The 17,293-nt window shown below is 28.7% G+C and carries 16 protein-coding genes, 1 riboswitch and 1 other annotated feature (1 of these 18 cut by a window edge); of the genes, 12 read left to right on the top strand and 4 right to left on the bottom strand.

The window, feature by feature from the left end; all coding sequences use genetic code 11:
• Nucleotides 1-414 precede the first annotated feature (414 nt).
• On the top strand, nt 415-1,233 hold the full coding sequence (locus QP548_RS11250) for an SDR family NAD(P)-dependent oxidoreductase (RefSeq protein ID WP_061426317.1): 819 nt from the start codon (nt 415-417) through the stop codon (nt 1,231-1,233).
• A gap of 23 nt (nt 1,234-1,256) precedes the next feature.
• On the opposite strand, the gene QP548_RS11245 is transcribed toward QP548_RS11250, so the two are convergent.
• Nucleotides 1,257-1,988 carry a GntR family transcriptional regulator gene (locus QP548_RS11245; protein WP_075809088.1) on the bottom strand — a complete coding sequence of 244 codons (732 nt, stop codon included), beginning with the start codon at nt 1,986-1,988 and terminating at the stop codon, nt 1,257-1,259.
• 234 nt (nt 1,989-2,222) lie between these two features.
• On the opposite strand from QP548_RS11245, the gene udp reads away from it, so the two are divergent.
• Nucleotides 2,223-3,008 carry a uridine phosphorylase gene (udp, locus tag QP548_RS11240; RefSeq protein ID WP_057230623.1) on the top strand — a complete coding sequence of 262 codons (786 nt, stop codon included), beginning with the start codon at nt 2,223-2,225 and terminating at the stop codon, nt 3,006-3,008.
• Between the two features lie 177 nt (nt 3,009-3,185).
• Complete coding sequence (locus QP548_RS11235; protein ID WP_061426319.1) at nt 3,186-4,376, top strand: phosphopentomutase; 1,191 nt, start codon at nt 3,186-3,188, stop codon at nt 4,374-4,376.
• Nucleotides 4,377-4,716: 340 nt separating this feature from the next.
• On the opposite strand, the gene QP548_RS11230 is transcribed toward QP548_RS11235, so the two are convergent.
• Nucleotides 4,717-6,162: a basic amino acid/polyamine antiporter gene (locus QP548_RS11230; RefSeq protein ID WP_061426320.1), complete on the bottom strand. Its 1,446-nt coding sequence runs from the start codon at nt 6,160-6,162 to the stop codon at nt 4,717-4,719.
• A 45-nt stretch (nt 6,163-6,207) separates the two neighbouring features.
• Nucleotides 6,208-7,170: a histidine decarboxylase, pyruvoyl type gene (gene hdcA / locus QP548_RS11225; RefSeq protein ID WP_061426321.1), complete on the bottom strand. Its 963-nt coding sequence runs from the start codon at nt 7,168-7,170 to the stop codon at nt 6,208-6,210.
• A 463-nt stretch (nt 7,171-7,633) separates the two neighbouring features.
• Here hdcA and QP548_RS11220 point away from each other — a divergent pair, with 463 nt between their 5' ends.
• The 6 genes from QP548_RS11220 to nadC all read left to right on the top strand — a co-directional run bounded on the left by QP548_RS11220 (nt 7,634) and on the right by nadC (nt 13,040).
• Nucleotides 7,634-8,467 (top strand): metallophosphoesterase, encoded by an 834-nt coding sequence (locus QP548_RS11220; protein WP_061426322.1) that lies wholly within the window; start codon nt 7,634-7,636, stop codon nt 8,465-8,467.
• A gap of 123 nt (nt 8,468-8,590) precedes the next feature.
• Entirely contained in the window at nt 8,591-8,743 is a 153-nt protein-coding gene (locus QP548_RS11215; protein WP_003455666.1) for a hypothetical protein, read from the top strand.
• A 99-nt stretch (nt 8,744-8,842) separates the two neighbouring features.
• Nucleotides 8,843-9,706, top strand: a complete 864-nt coding sequence (locus QP548_RS11210) for an NAD(P)-dependent oxidoreductase (protein ID WP_061426323.1) — start codon at nt 8,843-8,845, stop codon at nt 9,704-9,706.
• Between the two features lie 308 nt (nt 9,707-10,014).
• Nucleotides 10,015-10,920, top strand: coding sequence for a quinolinate synthase NadA (nadA, locus tag QP548_RS11205; protein ID WP_061426324.1), 906 nt, complete (start codon nt 10,015-10,017; stop codon nt 10,918-10,920).
• A 4-nt stretch (nt 10,921-10,924) separates the two neighbouring features.
• The gene (locus QP548_RS11200) at nt 10,925-12,244 is read left to right on the top strand and encodes an L-aspartate oxidase (RefSeq protein ID WP_061426325.1); all 1,320 of its coding nucleotides are present in this window, start codon (nt 10,925-10,927) and stop codon (nt 12,242-12,244) included.
• A complete protein-coding gene (nadC, locus tag QP548_RS11195; protein WP_061426326.1) occupies nt 12,201-13,040 on the top strand; it encodes a carboxylating nicotinate-nucleotide diphosphorylase in 840 nt (279 codons plus the stop codon). Before QP548_RS11200 ends, nadC begins: the two co-directional genes overlap by 44 nt.
• Nucleotides 13,041-13,291: 251 nt before the next feature.
• Here the strand turns inward: nadC and QP548_RS11190 are convergent, their stop codons facing one another.
• Nucleotides 13,292-14,650 carry a uracil-xanthine permease family protein gene (locus QP548_RS11190; RefSeq protein WP_075808035.1) on the bottom strand — a complete coding sequence of 453 codons (1,359 nt, stop codon included), beginning with the start codon at nt 14,648-14,650 and terminating at the stop codon, nt 13,292-13,294.
• Nucleotides 14,651-14,909: 259 nt separating this feature from the next.
• Nucleotides 14,910-15,011, bottom strand: a riboswitch (purine riboswitch).
• A 204-nt stretch (nt 15,012-15,215) separates the two neighbouring features.
• Between QP548_RS11190 and QP548_RS11185 the strand changes: the two genes are divergently transcribed.
• The 3 genes from QP548_RS11185 to QP548_RS11175 all read left to right on the top strand — a co-directional run bounded on the left by QP548_RS11185 (nt 15,216) and on the right by QP548_RS11175 (nt 16,896).
• The gene (locus QP548_RS11185; RefSeq protein ID WP_061426328.1) at nt 15,216-15,533 is read left to right on the top strand and encodes a hypothetical protein; all 318 of its coding nucleotides are present in this window, start codon (nt 15,216-15,218) and stop codon (nt 15,531-15,533) included.
• 12 nt (nt 15,534-15,545) lie between these two features.
• Nucleotides 15,546-16,157 (top strand): coiled-coil domain-containing protein, encoded by a 612-nt coding sequence (locus QP548_RS11180; protein WP_061426329.1) that lies wholly within the window; start codon nt 15,546-15,548, stop codon nt 16,155-16,157.
• A 205-nt stretch (nt 16,158-16,362) separates the two neighbouring features.
• On the top strand, nt 16,363-16,896 hold the full coding sequence (locus QP548_RS11175; protein WP_061426330.1) for a YcxB family protein: 534 nt from the start codon (nt 16,363-16,365) through the stop codon (nt 16,894-16,896).
• Nucleotides 16,897-17,221: 325 nt separating this feature from the next.
• Nucleotides 17,222-17,293: a binding site (T-box leader), on the top strand; it runs 197 nt beyond the window's last position.

Genomic DNA, 17,293 nt, shown 5'->3' with positions numbered 1-17,293 from the left:
TTTAAATCTCCTTACTAATAAATTTTGTTTACAATAATTTAGTATATCATAAAAAAAGTAAAATTTAGGTTACTTTATTATTACGATAACTTATATGTATTTTTCAAATAACTGAAAGAAATCATTATTTTAATAAATTTACAATTAAATATTTTAAAGTTTATTATTGGTCTAATTATAAGAAATATTCACTAACAAAAGAACTTTAAAAAAGAGTTATATTTTAAGATATGTTAGGGGGCAAATATTATTATAAAAATGTGCAAATTAGAGTAAATAAGCCATTTTAATATGTGTTGACATTAGATTTATTAGAGTATATATTACTTAATAATATAATGGGTTTATTGGAGTTTATTGGAGGTGAGTTGTTATTATAAAATATATATTTATATTTTATGATAATAGAAGTTTATGAGTAAGATAATTAATGGAAGATTTAGTGACAAAGTAATGATTATTACAGGAGCAGCTGGGGGGATAGGAAAGGCTGTGGCTTTAAGAGCAGCTAAAGAAGGAGCTAAATTAGTTTTAGCAGATAGAAAAGAAGAGATGAGTAAAGAAACTCTAAAAGAAATTAGAGAAATAACTTCTAATGTTGAGTTTTTAATATGTGATCTAAGAGTAGGAGAAAATTGTAAGAAAGTAATAGATACTGCTATAAAAAAATTTGGTGGCTTGGATATTTTAATAAATAATGCTGGAATTACAGGAACACCAGCACCAGTACACGAGATGAGTGAAGAGATGTTTAGAAATGTTTTGGATTGCAATATAATGATAGCATTTCATTGTTCTCATTATGGTATTAAAGAGATGATAAAGCAAAATAAAGGAGGAGCTATTGTTAATGTTTCTTCTGTTGCAGGTTTAACTGGATTTCCAGGACATTCTGCTTATGTAACATCTAAACATGGATTAAATGGACTTACTAGAAATATGGCATTGGATTATGCTAGATATGGTATAAAAGTAAATGCAGTAAATCCAGGAACTACAGATACTCCAATGTATCATGAAGCTTTAGAATTTTTAAGAAATAAAAGAGAGGCTGCTGAAAAGGCAGGAGTTAAAATTGAAGGGGGAATAGTATCAGGAAAAGTTACCTCTCCTCAAAATAGAGTAGCAAGAGCAGAAGAAGTTGCCGATGTGATATTATTCTTAGCATCACCAGAAGCAAGTAATGTAACTGGAATATTTATGCCAGTAGATGGTGGTTTTACAGCATTTTAATAAAAGTAAATCCTATGAAATATTTATTTCATAGGATTTACTTTAATGGTGCTGTGTTTCATTGGGAGATAATGCTTATTAAAAATAACTGGAAGTTCTGAATTAGAATATATAGCTTCCTCAATTAAATAAAATTGACTTTCATCTGGAATTGGGTGACGCTTAGTTACAAAGTTACCAGATGTAGTGAATTTAATAGTACTTTTTATCTTTGAACATTCTTTATAAGATTCTTCTTCAATGAATTTCAATAAATTATTTTTATCTGATAGATCTATATTAAATTTTGAAATTGCTTCAATAGGTATTATTGTGTAAGAATAAGCTAGAGCTAAATTATCATGTAAATACCATCTATCAATGCAAACCGTTGCTACAGAACTATCTCCTAATATCTTTTTATAATAATCTGAGGGTGGATCTATTTTAAAATCTAATTCAATATTATTTGTATCTACATCTAAACACTTATAGACTGGATGTCCTATTTTTTCTAAACCTGTTGTATCAGTTTTATTTTCCTTAATTATGTAATTTCCTTTACCTCTAATGTTTTTTATTAATCCATAATCTTGAAGCAGGGCTAAAGCTTGTCTAAGTGTACTTCTACTAACACCTAATCTTTTAGCTAGTTCTGGTTCAGAAGGAAGTCTACTATTTTCAGGGAAAGTTCCTTCGTTAATCATCTTAAAAAGTTTATCGTATACGGTAACATACAATAGTTCTTTATGTTTATTTACAGTTAATATTTCCATTTATAAATCACCTTCCTAAAAATAGACAAGTTACAACAAGTTGTAGTAGGACAAAGTATTACTTACTTAAATTATAAAAGATTTTATATTAATAACCAATAAATAATTTTAAAAATTTTCTGTAAACGTTTGATAATTTCTAGAAAGTGTAGTATTATATAAATATAAAATAGACAACTAAGTAGACAAGTTTAAAATTGTTATAAGGAAACAAGTTATTAGGAGGAAATGTAAATGATTTATACACAAGGTTCAGACAAACAGTTTCATATAGACGTAGCACCAGGAGAAGTTGGAAAATACGTAATAATGCCTGGAGATCCAAAAAGATGTGCTAAAATAGCAAAATACTTAGACAATGCTAAGTTAGTAGCAGATAAAAGAGAATATGTTACATATACTGGATATTTAGATGGAGAAAAAGTAAGCGTTACCTCAACTGGTATTGGTGGCCCATCAGCTGCAATAGCATTAGAAGAATTAGTTAAATGTGGAGCAGACACTTTCATCAGAGTAGGAACTTGTGGTGGAATAGATTTAAACGTTAAAGGTGGAGATCTTATAATAGCAACTGGATCTATAAGAGCAGAAGGTACTTCAAGAGAATATGCTCCAATAGAATTCCCAGCAGTAGCAAACTTAGATGTAATAAACGCTTTAGTTAAAGGAGCAAAAGAATTAAAAGTTCCTTATCATACTGGTGTAGTTCAATCAAAGGACTCTTTTTATGGACAACACTCACCAGAAACTAAACCTGTAAGTTATGATTTATTAAACAAATGGGAAGCATGGAAAAGATGTGGATGTTTAGGATCAGAAATGGAAGGTGCGGCATTATTTATAGTAGGAAGCTATTTAAGAGTAAGAGTTGGAGCTGTTTTCCTAACTATAGCTAACCAAGAAAGACAAAAAGAAGGACTTGATAATCCTCAAGTACACGATACAGAACTTGCAATAAAAGCAGGAATAGAAGGAATAAGAAACTTAATTAAAGAAGATAAAATGAAAAATAACGCATAAGATCTTAAGTGACCTATAAATTTTAGTTGAATTTATCTAATAGCTTAGTAATTCTTAGTAAAATCTTTTTGATTTAGCTTTAGAATTACTAGTTATTAGGGAATTTAGAGCTTAATGCATAAGATAAAATCTTAAAAATTATAATAGATACGGAAATACACTTAGGGGGTTTTAACAATGAGCAAATATAAAAGAATTTTTACAATAGTAATAGATTCATTAGGAATAGGTGCAATGAATGATTCAGAAAAATATGGAGATGTTAATGTTGATACATTAGGACACATTGCTGAATCAGTAGACACATTTAATATACCTAATCTTCAAAAAATGGGTATAGCAAACTTACACCCAATAAAACATGTAGCTCCAGTTGAGAATCCAATAGGATACCAAGCTAAAATGGCTGAAGCAAGTGTTGGTAAAGATACAATGACAGGACACTGGGAAATGATGGGCTTACACATAACTAAGCCATTTAAAACTTTCACAGATACTGGATTCCCACAAGAATTATTAGATGAGTTAACAGCAAGAACTGGTCATAAAATAGTAGGAAACAAGAGTGCTAGTGGAACAGAAATCCTAGATGAATTAGGAGAACACCAAATTGCAACTGGAGATATGATAGTTTATACATCAGCAGATTCAGTTTTACAAATTTGTGGTCAAGAAGAAACTTTTGGCTTAGAAGAATTATATAGATGCTGTGAAATTGCAAGAGAATTAACTCTTAAAGATGAATGGAAAGTTGGAAGAATCATAGCAAGACCTTACTTAGGAAGTAAAAAAGGTGAATTCAAGAGAACAAGCAATAGACATGACTATGCTCTTAAACCATATGGAAGAACAGTTCTTAATGAATTAAAAGATAACAACTTTGATGTTATTTCAGTTGGTAAAATAAAAGATATATTTGATGGAGAAGGAATAACAGAAGGAAATAAATCTAAGAGTTCAGTTCACGGTATGGAACAAACATTAGAAATAATGGATAGAGACTTTACTGGATTCTGCTTTGTTAACTTAGTTGACTTTGATGCTTTATGGGGACATAGAAGAAATCCTCAAGGTTATGCAGAAGAATTAGAAAAATTCGATGTTAACTTAGGAAAAGTATTAGAAAAGTTACATGAAGATGATTTATTAATAATAACAGCTGACCATGGTAATGACCCAACATACACTGGAACAGATCACACTCGTGAGTATGTACCATTCTTAGCTTATTCACCATCAATGAAAGGTCATGGACAATTAGAAACTCCAAAAACATTTGCAACTATTGGAGCAACAATTGCTGATAACTTTGGATTAAAAATGCCAGAAGGAACAATTGGTGAATCAGTTCTAAATAAATTAGTTTAATAATTTGTAACAATATATGAAAGCTATATCAAATTTTATATTTGATATAGCTTTTCTTATAAAGATAATAATAAACTTTACAAACATATTCAGAGAATTACTAGATTTCGCTAAGAATTTATAATTATTACTCCGAAGATATTACTAAAGCTCATCTAGATATTCTCTTCATACTGTTTGTAAGTTTTATTAAAAGTTATCTTTATACAACACTTTTTTATAAATATAATAATTTTAAAAAAAGACTTTGGTGAATTTTGAAGTTTTATTAATAAATACAAGGATTCAAAAGTTACCAAAGTCTTTTAAATTTTAGATAGGGTTTTGATATGTGTGTAGTTTACATAAATTTAAATAAATATACTAAGCCTATTAAGGCAAGTATTATCAAAACTATTGCAAAGTAACGCTCAGCTTTAGTAAATTCTTTTTCATTAGGACTAGTCTCATGTCTAGCTTTTATAAATACAGGAATTCCTAAAGCATATATAACTATAGCTATAAGCATATAGTTGATTCCAGCAGCGTAAATTAACCAAACACCATAAATTGATCCTAATATGGCAGTAATCATTGCATATTTTCTTTTGGCAAAGATATCTGTTGGATAATTTTCATTTTTATATGTTATCTTAAATAAATATAATGTAGAAACAAGATAACAAGGAAGTGCCATAACACTTGTTATACTAAGCATCATATTCCATGCGTTACCTGCAAAATGAACAAGTATTAGTATTATTTGCATAATGATTGTTGATGCTAATAAAGAAAATGAAGGTGATTCATTTTTATTTTCTTTAGCAAATATTTTTGGAAATGTTCCACTTTGGGCTGCTGCAAAAGGTAACTCTGAAAGCATTACAGTCCAAATAAGCCAAGAACTTAATATTGCTATAATTACACCAAGGTTCATTATAATACTTCCCCAATTTCCTATTAAATCCATTAATACTGCAGCTGTTGATGGTGGAGCCATTTTAGAAATTTCTCCTTGTGAATATACACCAAGTGGTAATAATGAAAGTAGTGTATAAATTAAGAGACAAGTAATAAATCCTAAAAATGTTGCTTTACTAACATCTTTTTGAGATTTAGCTCTTCCAGAAACAACAACGGCACCTTCAATACCAGTAAATACCCATAATGTTACAAGCATTGTACTTTTTACTTGAGGCAATATTCCTCCTAAGTTTGTATCATGAACTTTTGCAACTGTTTTTAATCCCCAGAAGTCAGTAAAGAATGTAGAAAATCTAAATGAGAATAATAAAACTAGTAAGAAAATTGCTAAAGGTAATAATTTTCCAATTGTTCCTATTACATTTAAAGCACTTGCTTGTTTAACACCAGCCAATACTATAAAGAATATAATCCAAAGAACAATAGATCCACATGCTATTGAAAGCCAGTTATTACCGCCCTTAAAGTAAGGTGGGAAAAAGTAGTTTAGTGAATCCATTAAAAGTACTGCATAGCCAACATTTGCAAAGGAGTTACATATCCAATATCCCCAGGCCATTAAGAACCCTGTAAATTTTCCAAAACCAAGTTCACCATAGGTATATATACCTGTTGTGGCATCAGGTCTTGCAGCAGCAAGGATTCTAAAGGTGTTAGCTATGAACCAAATTCCTATCCCTGTTATTATCCAAGAAATTAATATTGCACCTGCAGAAGCGGATTGGGCCATGTTTTGGGGAAGGTTATAAACACCTCCACCCAGCATAGCACTAATTACTACCCCAGCAAGAGCAATTACGCCTAATTTTTTATTATCATTCATAATAACTCCTCCTAGAATAATTTTATTTTAAGAAATTATTATTGATTATTTTTTACTAGGATTAACTAAAGAATCAAAATTCATATCATCTAACCATTGAGAAAGAGAAATTCTATTTAAACTTGGGAAACCTTCAGAAGGAACAGCATCTCTTGCCAATGTTACGTAAGGAGCGCAAGTTAAAGCGTTTCCAATTTCACCAGGTTTCATTATTACATAAGCGAAACCTATGTAAGTTCTTTCAAAAACAACATGAGAATCTCTACCACATTCAACTACTGACCAAGTTACAGCTTTTCTATGATCTTCTAGGAATTTCTTTAGGTCTTCTGGATTATCATTCTTTGTCCAAAGTCCAGCATCTTCTATAAATAAGTCAGCACAGTGATCTCTATCATTTGATAGTGATAAAGCTATAAATGACCATACACCATAAGCTTCTCCTTCTTTCAAAGGTCTATTTTCCTTTGGTCTATAAGCTGTAGCACTCTTATTTGCACATATTACGTGGGCACCTGGAGCAGTTGTAAAACGTCTATTTTTTTCTGTACCAAAAAGTTCTATACCAGCTTCTAATAAAGGTTTGGCATCATAAACTTTAAGTGGAGTTCCATCAAATTGTTTTAATTCATATAAAGGTTTGATTTCATCCTTAGCAATTGAATCATGTGCTGCTAAATCATGTCCCCAAACTTGACCTGCAACTCCACAGAATGATGAAGCTGTAAGCATATTAATTTGTCCAACATAAGCATCATTTATTTCAGCTCTATCATAAGAAACTATACCATCTAGTAAAATATCGTCAGTTTTTTTAACTGTACCAACGGAAACCTTAAGAACTGATACATATCCATTACCATAAGCTCCTGGCATTCCATAACCATCACAATAACGATCATAAGGACTTATAGCTGTTTTATCAATTTTAGGGGCTCTTACTTTTATATTTTTGTGTATTCCTTCAGAAAGAGTCCTATTTCTGTTTGCTTCAAGATTTTTATTCATTTAAATCACTCCTAAATAATATAAGTTTAACTATTAAATTTTTAGAATAAAAATATATTATTTGGCCAAATAATAATTTATCTTTCGTTATGTAAAATTATAACACTTTAAATATTTGTTACAAATTTAACATTTATAGTATTTAAAAGTTTTCATATGGATTTTTTTTAGTTATATATAAAAATGAGTTAAACTTTAAAATATTAACAATTAATGAATTTAATGTATACAAGGTTTATAAATTTCTTTATATTTTTATAAAAGATTTTTATACGTATTTTAACTAAATATATTTAAAGACTTAAGTAGTTATTTGTGATAGAATAAGAATATTTTATAAGATTATAAGTATATAAAACCTTAGAATTTTATAAATTAAAAATAATAAAGAGCCAAATTTAATAAATATTAATAAGATAAATAAAAATATTATTCTGAAATTTAAGAGTATAGGTGTGATATTATGGAGATTTTATTAGGCGCATTAGGTATAACTTTAGTAACAGGATTTTTTTATTATGAAAACAATGGAGTAAGCACAACTAATTATGAAGTTGATTTTGGAATTGGAAAAGATATAAATGTGGTTCATTTATCAGATCTTCATGGAAAAGAGTTTGGAAAAAATAATGAAAAGCTTAAAAGGTTAATATTAAAAGAAAAGCCAGACTTAGTTGTTGCAACTGGAGATATGATAGATTCAAGTCTTAAAAATATGGAGGGTGCAATAGATTTTTTAAGTGACTTAAGTAAGAGGGTTAAAGTTGTTTATATCTCAGGAAACAATGAACAGAGGTGCAAAAAAGCTGAATATATTTTTGAAAGTTTAAAGTCAAAGGGAGTTATAGTTTTAAGAAATGAAATTATAACTTTAAGTTTAAATGAAGTGAAAGTGAATATTTTAGGTATGTTTGAAAAGCCAAAGGGAGATTTACATTCTTCACTTAAAAAAATTAATGGAAGCTATGCATATGAGGATTTTCATAAACTTTTTAAAAGCTTAGAAAGCTTAGAGGGATTAAAAATTGTTTTAAGTCATTACCCAGAAATTTTTGAGGCTGAATATTCAAAATATGATTTTCATATAATGTTTTCCGGTCATGCACATGGAGGTCAATTTAGAATTCCTATAGTTAAAAGAGGATTAGTTGCACCTGGACAAGGGTTTTTTCCTAAATACACTGAAGGAATGCACGGAAATAAAAATAAACTTATTATTAGTAGAGGCCTTGGAAACAGCACTAAAATAACAAGATTATTCAATAGACCTGAAATAGTAAAGGTTAAAATTAAATAATAGATAATTTAAAATTAAGTTTTGTTTAAAATATGCAACATATCTATTTAAACTAGGATGATTTCTTTTAAAGAATATATTAAAATTTATTATATATTATGAAATTAAAAGGAGAAATTTATAATGAACAAGAATATGGAAATGATGAAAAAATTAATAGAAGAAAAAAAGAATAAAGGGAAGAATACTAAATCTAATGTTAGAGCTCAAAAAACTATTGGATTTGCTCAAGGTGGAAGAAAGAGCAACAATGGTGGAGGATTATTTGATAAATAATCTTTAGGTTTAGAATAAAGAAAGATTATTATGGTATAGATAAAGTTTGAAATTTTTATAAATAACTTAAGTGGATTTAATATTAGGAGGAAAGAATTTATGACGAAAATAGGTTTTATTGGTGTAGGAATAATGGGAAAATCAATGGTTCGTAACCTTATGAAAAATGACTTTGAGGTTTCTATTTTTGCTAGAAATAAAGAAAAAGTTTTAGATGTAATTTCTGAAGGAGCAAATTTTTATCCCACTATAAAAGAGTGTGTTTCTGGATGTGATGCAGTAATAACCATAGTAGGTTTTCCAAAGGATGTTGAAGAAGTTTATTTTGGAGAAAATGGAATACTTGAAAATGTTAAAGAAGGAACTTATGTTATTGATATGACAACATCAAGTCCAAAGTTAGCAGTTGAAATATTTGAAAAAGCAAAAGAAAAAGGGTTAAAAGCCTTAGATGCTCCCGTTACAGGGGGAGATATTGGAGCTAAAAATGGGACTTTAACTATTTTAGTTGGAGGAGAAGAAGAGGATTATAAAGCTTGTTTACCTATTTTTCAAGCAATGGGAACTAATATTCACTATGAGGGAAAAACTGGCTTTGGACAACACACTAAGTTAGCAAATCAAATAATGATAGCAGGGGCTATATCAGGGGTTTGTGAAGCCATGGCATATGCCAAGGATAAAGGATTAGATGTGAAAAAAATGCTTGATTCAGTATCTACTGGAGCTGCTGGAAGTAAGCAACTAGAATTAGTATCTCCTAAAATTTTAGGGGAAGACTTTGCACCAGGATTCTTTATAAAACATTTCATTAAAGATATGAAATTAGCTAAGGAGGAAGCTTTAACTGATAATGTGAATTTAGATATTTTAAGCAAAGTTTTAGAAAATTATGAGGAGCTAGAAAGAGAAGGTTTTGGAGATTTAGGAACTCAAGCTTTAATAAAGCATTATAATAAATAATTTTAAGTTTCTTTATGAGGATTGTATAAGAACTAAAAAGTAAATTGCCTGTATCAAATATAATAATAAAACTTACAAACATATTTGGAGAATTATTAGATATTCTTTTCATAATGTTTGTAAGTTTTATCAAAAAATTATTTTGATATAGTTACTTTATTTTTGAGGTGTTTTTGTACAATCTTTTTTATTATAATTAACAAAATGAAAACAATATAGATAAAATGTTAATGAATGTTCGTGTTTTATTGAACTTGTATAAATATGGTGATATTATAAATTAAAATACATAAATTGGGGGAGACAAAATGGATATAAGGGACGAAATATTAAAGTTAAAAAAAGAGAAGGGAGCTATTATATTAGCACATTATTATCAAATTCCTGAAATACAGGAGATTGCTGATTATGTAGGCGATTCATATTACTTAAGTAAAATAGCAAAGGATTGTGAAGAAAATATAGTAGTTTTTTGTGGGGTTAAATTTATGGCGGAAAGTGCAAAGATACTTTCACCAGAAAAAACGGTTATATTACCAGTTATGGAAGCAGGTTGTGTTATGGCAGACATGGCTACAGAAGAGGGACTAGCTAAATTGAAAGAGGAACATCCAAATGCTAAGGTTGTTTGTTATATAAATTCTTCAACTGAAGTAAAAGCCTTATCTGATGTTTGCTGCACTTCATCTAATGCTGAAAACATAATAAATAATTTAGAAGAAAAAGAAATTATATTTTTACCTGATAGAAATTTAGGGTCTTATATTCAGGAGAAAACACCAGATAAAAAGTTTATATTATGGAATGGATTTTGTATAGTCCATGAAGCCATTCAAAAAGAAGAAATTTTAAGATTAAAAAGTGAGCATGAAGGAATTTTAACAGTAGCTCATCCAGAGTGTAGTAAGGAGATAAGAGATATTTCTGATTTCATAGGAAGTACTAGTGAAATAATAAATTTTGTAAATAGTTCTTCAAATAAAAAATTTATTATAATAACAGAAGAAGGGGTACTTCATCAGTTGAGAAAAAATGGAGAGGAAAAAGAATTTTATATTCCATATGGAAAGATGGTTTGTAGAAATATGAAAATGACTACCTTAAAGGATCTTTATGAAAGTCTTTTAAAAATGGAAAATAAAATTGAAATAGATGAGGATTTAAGATTAAAGGCATATAATTCATTAAAAAATATGCATAAACTTGGGGGCTAAAACTATGAAAAGGGTAGCTGATGTATTGATAGTTGGAAGTGGGGTAGCAGGACTATATGCCTCATTAAACTTAAGAGAAGATTTAGAAATAATTATGGTTTCAAAAAAGTCAGTTAATTTATGCAATTCTTCCCTAGCTCAGGGGGGAATTGCAGTAGCTAGAGGAAAAGAAGATTTTCAGTCATTCATTGAAGATACTTTAAAAGCTGGAAAGTATGAAAATAACATTGATTCTGTTAGGGTTTTAGTTGAAGAATCAATGGATAATATAAATAAACTTATGGATTTAGGAGCTAATTTTGAAAAGGACAAAAATGGAGTTCTTTTTACAAAAGAAGGTGCACATGAAATAAATAGAATTGTTTATCACAAAGATATTACTGGAAAGCATGTTGAAGATATTCTTTTAGAGAATGTGAAAAGAAGAAAAAATATAAAAATAATAGAAGATTGTGAAATGGTTGATATATATCATAGGGATAATAGATGCATAGGGGCTTTATTTAATAAAGATGGAGAAAATTTAAGTATTTATGCTAAAGTGGTGATTTTAGCCACAGGTGGAATTGGTGGTTTATTTAAAAAATCTACTAATGAAAGAATCATAACTGGAGATAGCATAGGGGTTGCAATTAGAAATAATATAGAAATAAAGGATCTTTCTTATATACAAATTCACCCTACTGCATTTTTCTCAAAAAAATCAGAGGAAAAAAGATTTTTAATTTCTGAATCTGTTAGAGGAGAAGGAGGAAAACTCATAAACTGTAATGGAGAAAGATTTGTAGATGAGTTATTACCAAGGGATATAGTTGCTAAAAAAATATATGAAGAAATGAAAAAAACGAATTCTAATAATGTATTTTTAGATGTGTCATTTATGGAAAAGAGTTTTTTACAAAATAGATTCCCTAATATATATAATAAGTGCTTAGATGAAGGAATTGATATAAGTAAAGAGCCAATACCTGTAGCCCCAGCTCAGCATTATTTCATGGGGGGAATTAAGGTTGATTTAAATGGAAAAACTTCTATGGAAAATTTATATGCTTTGGGGGAGACAAGCTGTACAGGAGTTCATGGTGCTAATAGACTTGCTAGTAATTCTTTATTAGAAGCTTTGGTTTTTTCAAGAAGAGGGGCCTTAGAAATTAATAGTTATATAGATGATTTAGAGCTTATTATAGAAGAGAGAGAATGTGAAGATTTAGATAAATACAGATTGTTAAATAGGAAAATATTAATTGATGAAATCTGTAGGCTGAGAGGAGATATTAAGGATGAATTGGTTACTTGTGGAGGGGAATGTAAAAAGAGCTCTTAATGAGGATTTACAATATGGAGATATAACAACGGAGTCAGTAGTATTAGATCACAAAATAGCTAAGGTTGATATTATAGCTAAGGAAAAAGGGGTAATAGCAGGTACAGAAGTTTTCAAAATGGTTTTTAAGATTTTAGGAGATGTAGAAGTAGATTTTTCAGTAAGTGATGGAGATCAGGTTGAAAAGGGGCAGCACTTTGGTCAGGTTTCTGGAGATGCAAAAAAAATTCTTATGGGGGAAAGAGTTGCTTTAAACTATATGCAAAGAATGTGTGGAATAGCAACCCTTACTAGAGAATTTGTTGGAAGATTAGAGGGAACAAAAGTTAAGCTTTTAGACACAAGAAAAACTACTCCTAATATGAGAATTTTTGAAAAATATGCAGTGAAGGTTGGAGGAGGAACTAACCATAGATTTGGATTAAATGATGGGGTTATGATAAAGGATAATCACATAGAGGCAGCAGGTGGAATAAAGAATGCAGTTTCTCTAGCAAGAAAAAATTCTCCCTTCGTTAGAAAAATAGAAGTTGAAGTTGAAAGCATTGAGCAATTAAATGAGGCTTTAGAAGCAAAGGCAGATATAATAATGTTAGATAATATGGACATAAAAACCTTAAAAGAAGCTGTAAAGTTAATAGATAATAGATCAGAGGTAGAAGCTTCAGGAAATGTAACCTTAGATAATATTAGAGAAATAGCTGAAACAGGAGTTGATTTTATATCAACAGGAGCAGTTACCCATTCCTTTAAAGTATTAGACATAAGCATGAAAAATTTTAGATATATAGATTAAAAACTTGTTTATATTAAAACTAAAATAAAACTTATAAATAATATGAAGAGAATATCTGAATGAGCTTTAGAATTTAAGCTATTACGTAGAAGATTTTACGTTAAGAAGCGAAACTGTTTGACCGAAGGGAGTTTTTCGCTTTAGTAAAATCTTCGGAGTAATTGCTATAAATTCTTAGCGAAATTCAGTAATTCTCGGAATTTATTTATAAGTTTTATTTGTATATTATGTAATAAAAATATATTTAGTTTTTAACTAGCCTTTTTTTCTTCATCATACATATTTTCAAATTCCATTGATGTTTGACTTTCTTTTAATACTGCATTTAGGATTAGGGCAGCTATTGTTCCAGTTGAGATTCCAGAAGAGAAGATCATTCTAATTGCTTCTGGAAGGTTATGAATTACATCAGGTCTAAATGTAACTCCTAGTCCAAGTCCCATGGAAATAGCTATTATTAAAAGATTACGCTCTGTAAGTTTTATATTACTTAGTGTTCTGATACCAGCTGCCGCAACTGTTCCAAACATCATTATACCTACGCCACCTAAAACTGGATTTGGTATTCCTGTTATTATGGCAGCCACTTTAGGTAAGAATCCAAGGATAACTAATAGTATTCCAGCCATTACAGCTACATGACGGCTAGCTACCTTAGTTAGGGAAATAATACCTATATTTTGGCTAAAAGAAGTATTAGGACAAGAACCTACTAGTCCACCTAAGGCACTTCCTACACCATCAGATAATACTCCAGCGGCCACTCTCTTATCACCAATATCAATATTAGATGTTTCTCCAATAGCCTTTAAACATCCTACAGTTCCTATTGTAGCTACAAAGTAAGCAGGTATAAAGGCCATAACTGCCTTAGCATCAAAAGTTACTCCGAATTCAAGGATCTTAGGGAATGATAGCCAACTTGCTTCCTTTACAGGAGTAAAGTCAACTAGTCCAAGTGGAATACAAACTATATATCCTACAACTATACCTATAAGTATTGAGGCACTACTAATCATTCCTTTTCCATAGTTATTAAGTAAAAGAGTTATTACTAATACAAACATAGCCACAGCTAAGTTTTCTAAACTAGCATAATTAGCTGAGCCAGCACCACCAGCGGCCCAATCAATTGATACAGGAAGTAAAGTTAATCCTATTAAGGCAACTACGGTACCTGTAACAAGAGGTGGGAAAAATTTCATTAAAGGTTTTATAAAGAAACTTAAAATAACTTCAAATAAAGATCCGAGTATTGTAGCTCCAATTATTCCAGGTAATCCAAGAACTGAGCCAACTGAAATTGCAGGTGATACAAAGGTAAAGTCAGTACCCATAATACAGGCCACTCTTGCTCCAACTTTGCCAACTCCTTTAGCTTGAATAATTGTAGCTAGTCCAGAACCAAGTATAGAAGCACTTATTAAGGCTGTTGTTACTTTACTATCAAAGCCAAGAGAAGTTGCAATAACTAAGGGTACTACTATAATTCCACCAAAAGCAGCAAATATATGTTGAAGTCCAAAGAGAACTTTTTTTGGCAAATCTAAATCATCGTCTACTCCATAGATTAAGTTAACTTCCGTGTTTTTTAAGTTTTGCTTTTCCATAATTTCATCTCCTTATAGTTTTTTAGAATTTACATATTAAGATTTAAATTTATATCCAAAATAAAAATTCCCTATAAGTTTTAAAATAAAAAATATGAGTTCTATTAAAAAGTATTTTAAGAGAATTTTTTATTGGAATAATATACTTTAAACCTTAAAACTCATATAAAGAAAGGTTTCTTATAACTTTTAGGAAGTTATACTTAATAAAAAAACAACACCTTTTTAGAGGTGTTGCTTTAAAAACTAGAAATACTAGAATTAGAGTACAACTCCTCGTAGTCTGCTATTTTACGGTTAGCAGGTAGAAACTTTCGGACCATATTACCGATTATATACGAGTTAAAATTTAATATATTTATTATATCACGAAAAATTCAAATATCAATAGTTTATATTGTTCGCTATAATAAATTTATTTTATTTTTAAATTATTTTTAATTAGTTTAAAATAGCCTATTTGTAGTGCGTTATATGAATGATTTAATTTATAGAAAATTATATCATAATGAAATTTATGTATAAATTATGATAAAATGTTAGTGGTATTGAGAGGGGGATAAAAATGCAAATTACAGATGAAAAAGTTAAAAAGAATTTTGTAATAAGAGCTCTTAAACAAATAGGAACTTTCTTTATTTTTACTATGGTTTTTGCTATTGTATTTAGCTTTTTACAGCCACGGGTTTATAAAACATATAGTGAATATACTGCTATGAAAGATAAGTATGATAATCTTCAAAAAGAGTATGATTCATTAAATGAAAGGATAAGTAATGATACTAATGCTTTAAATTCAAAAAAAGAGAACTTAACTAAAAGCAATGGAGATTTACAAAACAAATTAAATTCATTAAATGAAGAAATAAAAAGTTTGAATTAGGAGTAGGAGCGTATGGTAGAAAAAATTATAAAATTTATAAAGACTCATAAGATAGCTCTTATATTAGCGTTAATTTTAGGAATTTCACCTAGTCTCATGGTTAAAGATTATTCACAGGAATTTAATGAAGTAGCTCTTAAAGTTAATGAGTTAGAATATAAAATACCTTCCTTAAAAAATAATACAGAGATTAAATCAATTCAGGAAGAAGTAGATAAATTACAAAATGAGAACAATATCTTAAATAAAGATGTACAAGATAAACAAAAAGAATTAGATAATTTAAAAGATAAAAAAGAGGAACAAGCTAGAATTGAACAAGAAGAATCAAAAAAAGCAGAAGAGAACTCTAAAAATAAAACTGTTGAAAATAGTAATAGTACATCAGATAATAACAGCAAGAATACAAACAAATCCTCTGGTGATCCATCAAATTTAGCTAATTCTTCAGGAGATTCAACACCTAAAACAGCTGGTTCAGGAGAAATAGTTTATTGGACAAGTGGTGGAAAAAGCTATCATAAAAGATCTAATTGTACAACCTTAAAAAGAAGTAAAAAAATATACAGTGGAACACAGGCTGAAAGTGGTAAAAGTGATCCATGTAATGTTTGTTGCAGGTAATACATAATTATATTAAAAGAAATTTAAGATAAACTTATAAATATTATGAAGAGAATATTTAAAAAAATTAAATAATTCTCTAGATGTATTTATAGGTTTTCTTTTTACATATTTTTATTTGACTTTATGATTTTTGTATTTATTACTTTTATATATTTTGATAAAATATTCTACATATACTAATGGAAGAGGTAAGGAGCAAGGCATGAGTGATAAAAAATTATTCACAATAAAGACATCTATAGATAAAAAAGATTATAGTAGATTTCTGTACATAGCAACTTTTTTAAGAAAGAAATTTACAATCCCTACTATTATAGTAATTACAGCTTTAATGGCTGGATTTGTTTCTTATAATAGGATTTTTGAATTAAAAAGCTTTTTAATTTATTGGTTAATATTATTAATCATAACTTTATTTTCAATAGTTGTGAAAATTGAATTTCAAAGTAGGGAAAGGGAAAAGGCTGATAAAGCTGGTGTTTTAAAATCTATAGAAACTTTAGAATTTTTTGATAATATTTTAGTAATTAAAAGTACAGCATTTAAGGGTAAAAGCAAGATTAAATATTATAAATTTTATGAGGTAATAGAGACTAAGGATTATTTTATAATATATTTTAATAGAAGACAGGCTTCAATAATAAGAAAAATTGATTTAGAAAGTTCTTTAGTAGATGAATTAAGAAATTTATTAATAGAAAAAATAGGGACTAAATATAGGAAAATTTTCAAGTGAAGTGTTAGGAGATAAAACTTTTAAAAGGTGTATATTAAAAGCTAAGCATAAGATTTAGCTGATATATTACCTTTTATTTTTTATATTTTTAAGATATATTTTAAAAAATATTTATCTAAAGTAGCTACTGTTTTAAAGAAATTAATATGATTTTTTAAATTTTAAGGTGAATTTTAGAAATGAATTTTGTTTTAAATTGGAAAATATAATTCGATATAATTTATTTTTTATTAATATATTATATAAAAAAGTAGAAAATAAATAAAAAACACACTTGTAGTTGACAGGTAGAAAAATAAGAGATAATATACTTATAAATTCAAATTTAAATTCTATGAAGAGAAAAAGTAAGACATATTTATTGATCCACAGAGAGTTGATAATTTGCTGAAAGTCA

The organism is Clostridium sp. UMB9555A, assembly GCF_030222355.1.
Lineage (GTDB): Bacteria > Bacillota > Clostridia > Clostridiales > Clostridiaceae > Sarcina > Sarcina perfringens.
The sequence above is the reverse complement of the archived record's forward strand: the minus strand, read 5'-3'. Positions and strand labels throughout refer to the sequence as shown.

What these genes read in the sequence shown, in the direction of transcription:
- QP548_RS11230 (WP_061426320.1), bottom strand. Translation starts at nt 6,162, where the DNA reads ATGAATGATAATAAAAAATTAGGCGTAATTGCTCTTGCTGGGGTAGTA.
- QP548_RS11245 (WP_075809088.1), bottom strand. Translation starts at nt 1,988, where the DNA reads ATGGAAATATTAACTGTAAATAAACATAAAGAACTATTGTATGTTACC.
- QP548_RS11180 (WP_061426329.1), top strand. Translation starts at nt 15,546, where the DNA reads ATGGTAGAAAAAATTATAAAATTTATAAAGACTCATAAGATAGCTCTT.
- QP548_RS11215 (WP_003455666.1), top strand. Translation starts at nt 8,591, where the DNA reads ATGAACAAGAATATGGAAATGATGAAAAAATTAATAGAAGAAAAAAAG.
- nadC (WP_061426326.1), top strand. Translation starts at nt 12,201, where the DNA reads ATGAATTGGTTACTTGTGGAGGGGAATGTAAAAAGAGCTCTTAATGAG.
- QP548_RS11235 (WP_061426319.1), top strand. Translation starts at nt 3,186, where the DNA reads ATGAGCAAATATAAAAGAATTTTTACAATAGTAATAGATTCATTAGGA.
- QP548_RS11185 (WP_061426328.1), top strand. Translation starts at nt 15,216, where the DNA reads ATGCAAATTACAGATGAAAAAGTTAAAAAGAATTTTGTAATAAGAGCT.
- QP548_RS11210 (WP_061426323.1), top strand. Translation starts at nt 8,843, where the DNA reads ATGACGAAAATAGGTTTTATTGGTGTAGGAATAATGGGAAAATCAATG.
- QP548_RS11220 (WP_061426322.1), top strand. Translation starts at nt 7,634, where the DNA reads ATGGAGATTTTATTAGGCGCATTAGGTATAACTTTAGTAACAGGATTT.
- QP548_RS11190 (WP_075808035.1), bottom strand. Translation starts at nt 14,650, where the DNA reads ATGGAAAAGCAAAACTTAAAAAACACGGAAGTTAACTTAATCTATGGA.
- hdcA (WP_061426321.1), bottom strand. Translation starts at nt 7,170, where the DNA reads ATGAATAAAAATCTTGAAGCAAACAGAAATAGGACTCTTTCTGAAGGA.
- QP548_RS11250 (WP_061426317.1), top strand. Translation starts at nt 415, where the DNA reads ATGAGTAAGATAATTAATGGAAGATTTAGTGACAAAGTAATGATTATT.
- QP548_RS11200 (WP_061426325.1), top strand. Translation starts at nt 10,925, where the DNA reads ATGAAAAGGGTAGCTGATGTATTGATAGTTGGAAGTGGGGTAGCAGGA.
- udp (WP_057230623.1), top strand. Translation starts at nt 2,223, where the DNA reads ATGATTTATACACAAGGTTCAGACAAACAGTTTCATATAGACGTAGCA.
- QP548_RS11175 (WP_061426330.1), top strand. Translation starts at nt 16,363, where the DNA reads ATGAGTGATAAAAAATTATTCACAATAAAGACATCTATAGATAAAAAA.
- nadA (WP_061426324.1), top strand. Translation starts at nt 10,015, where the DNA reads ATGGATATAAGGGACGAAATATTAAAGTTAAAAAAAGAGAAGGGAGCT.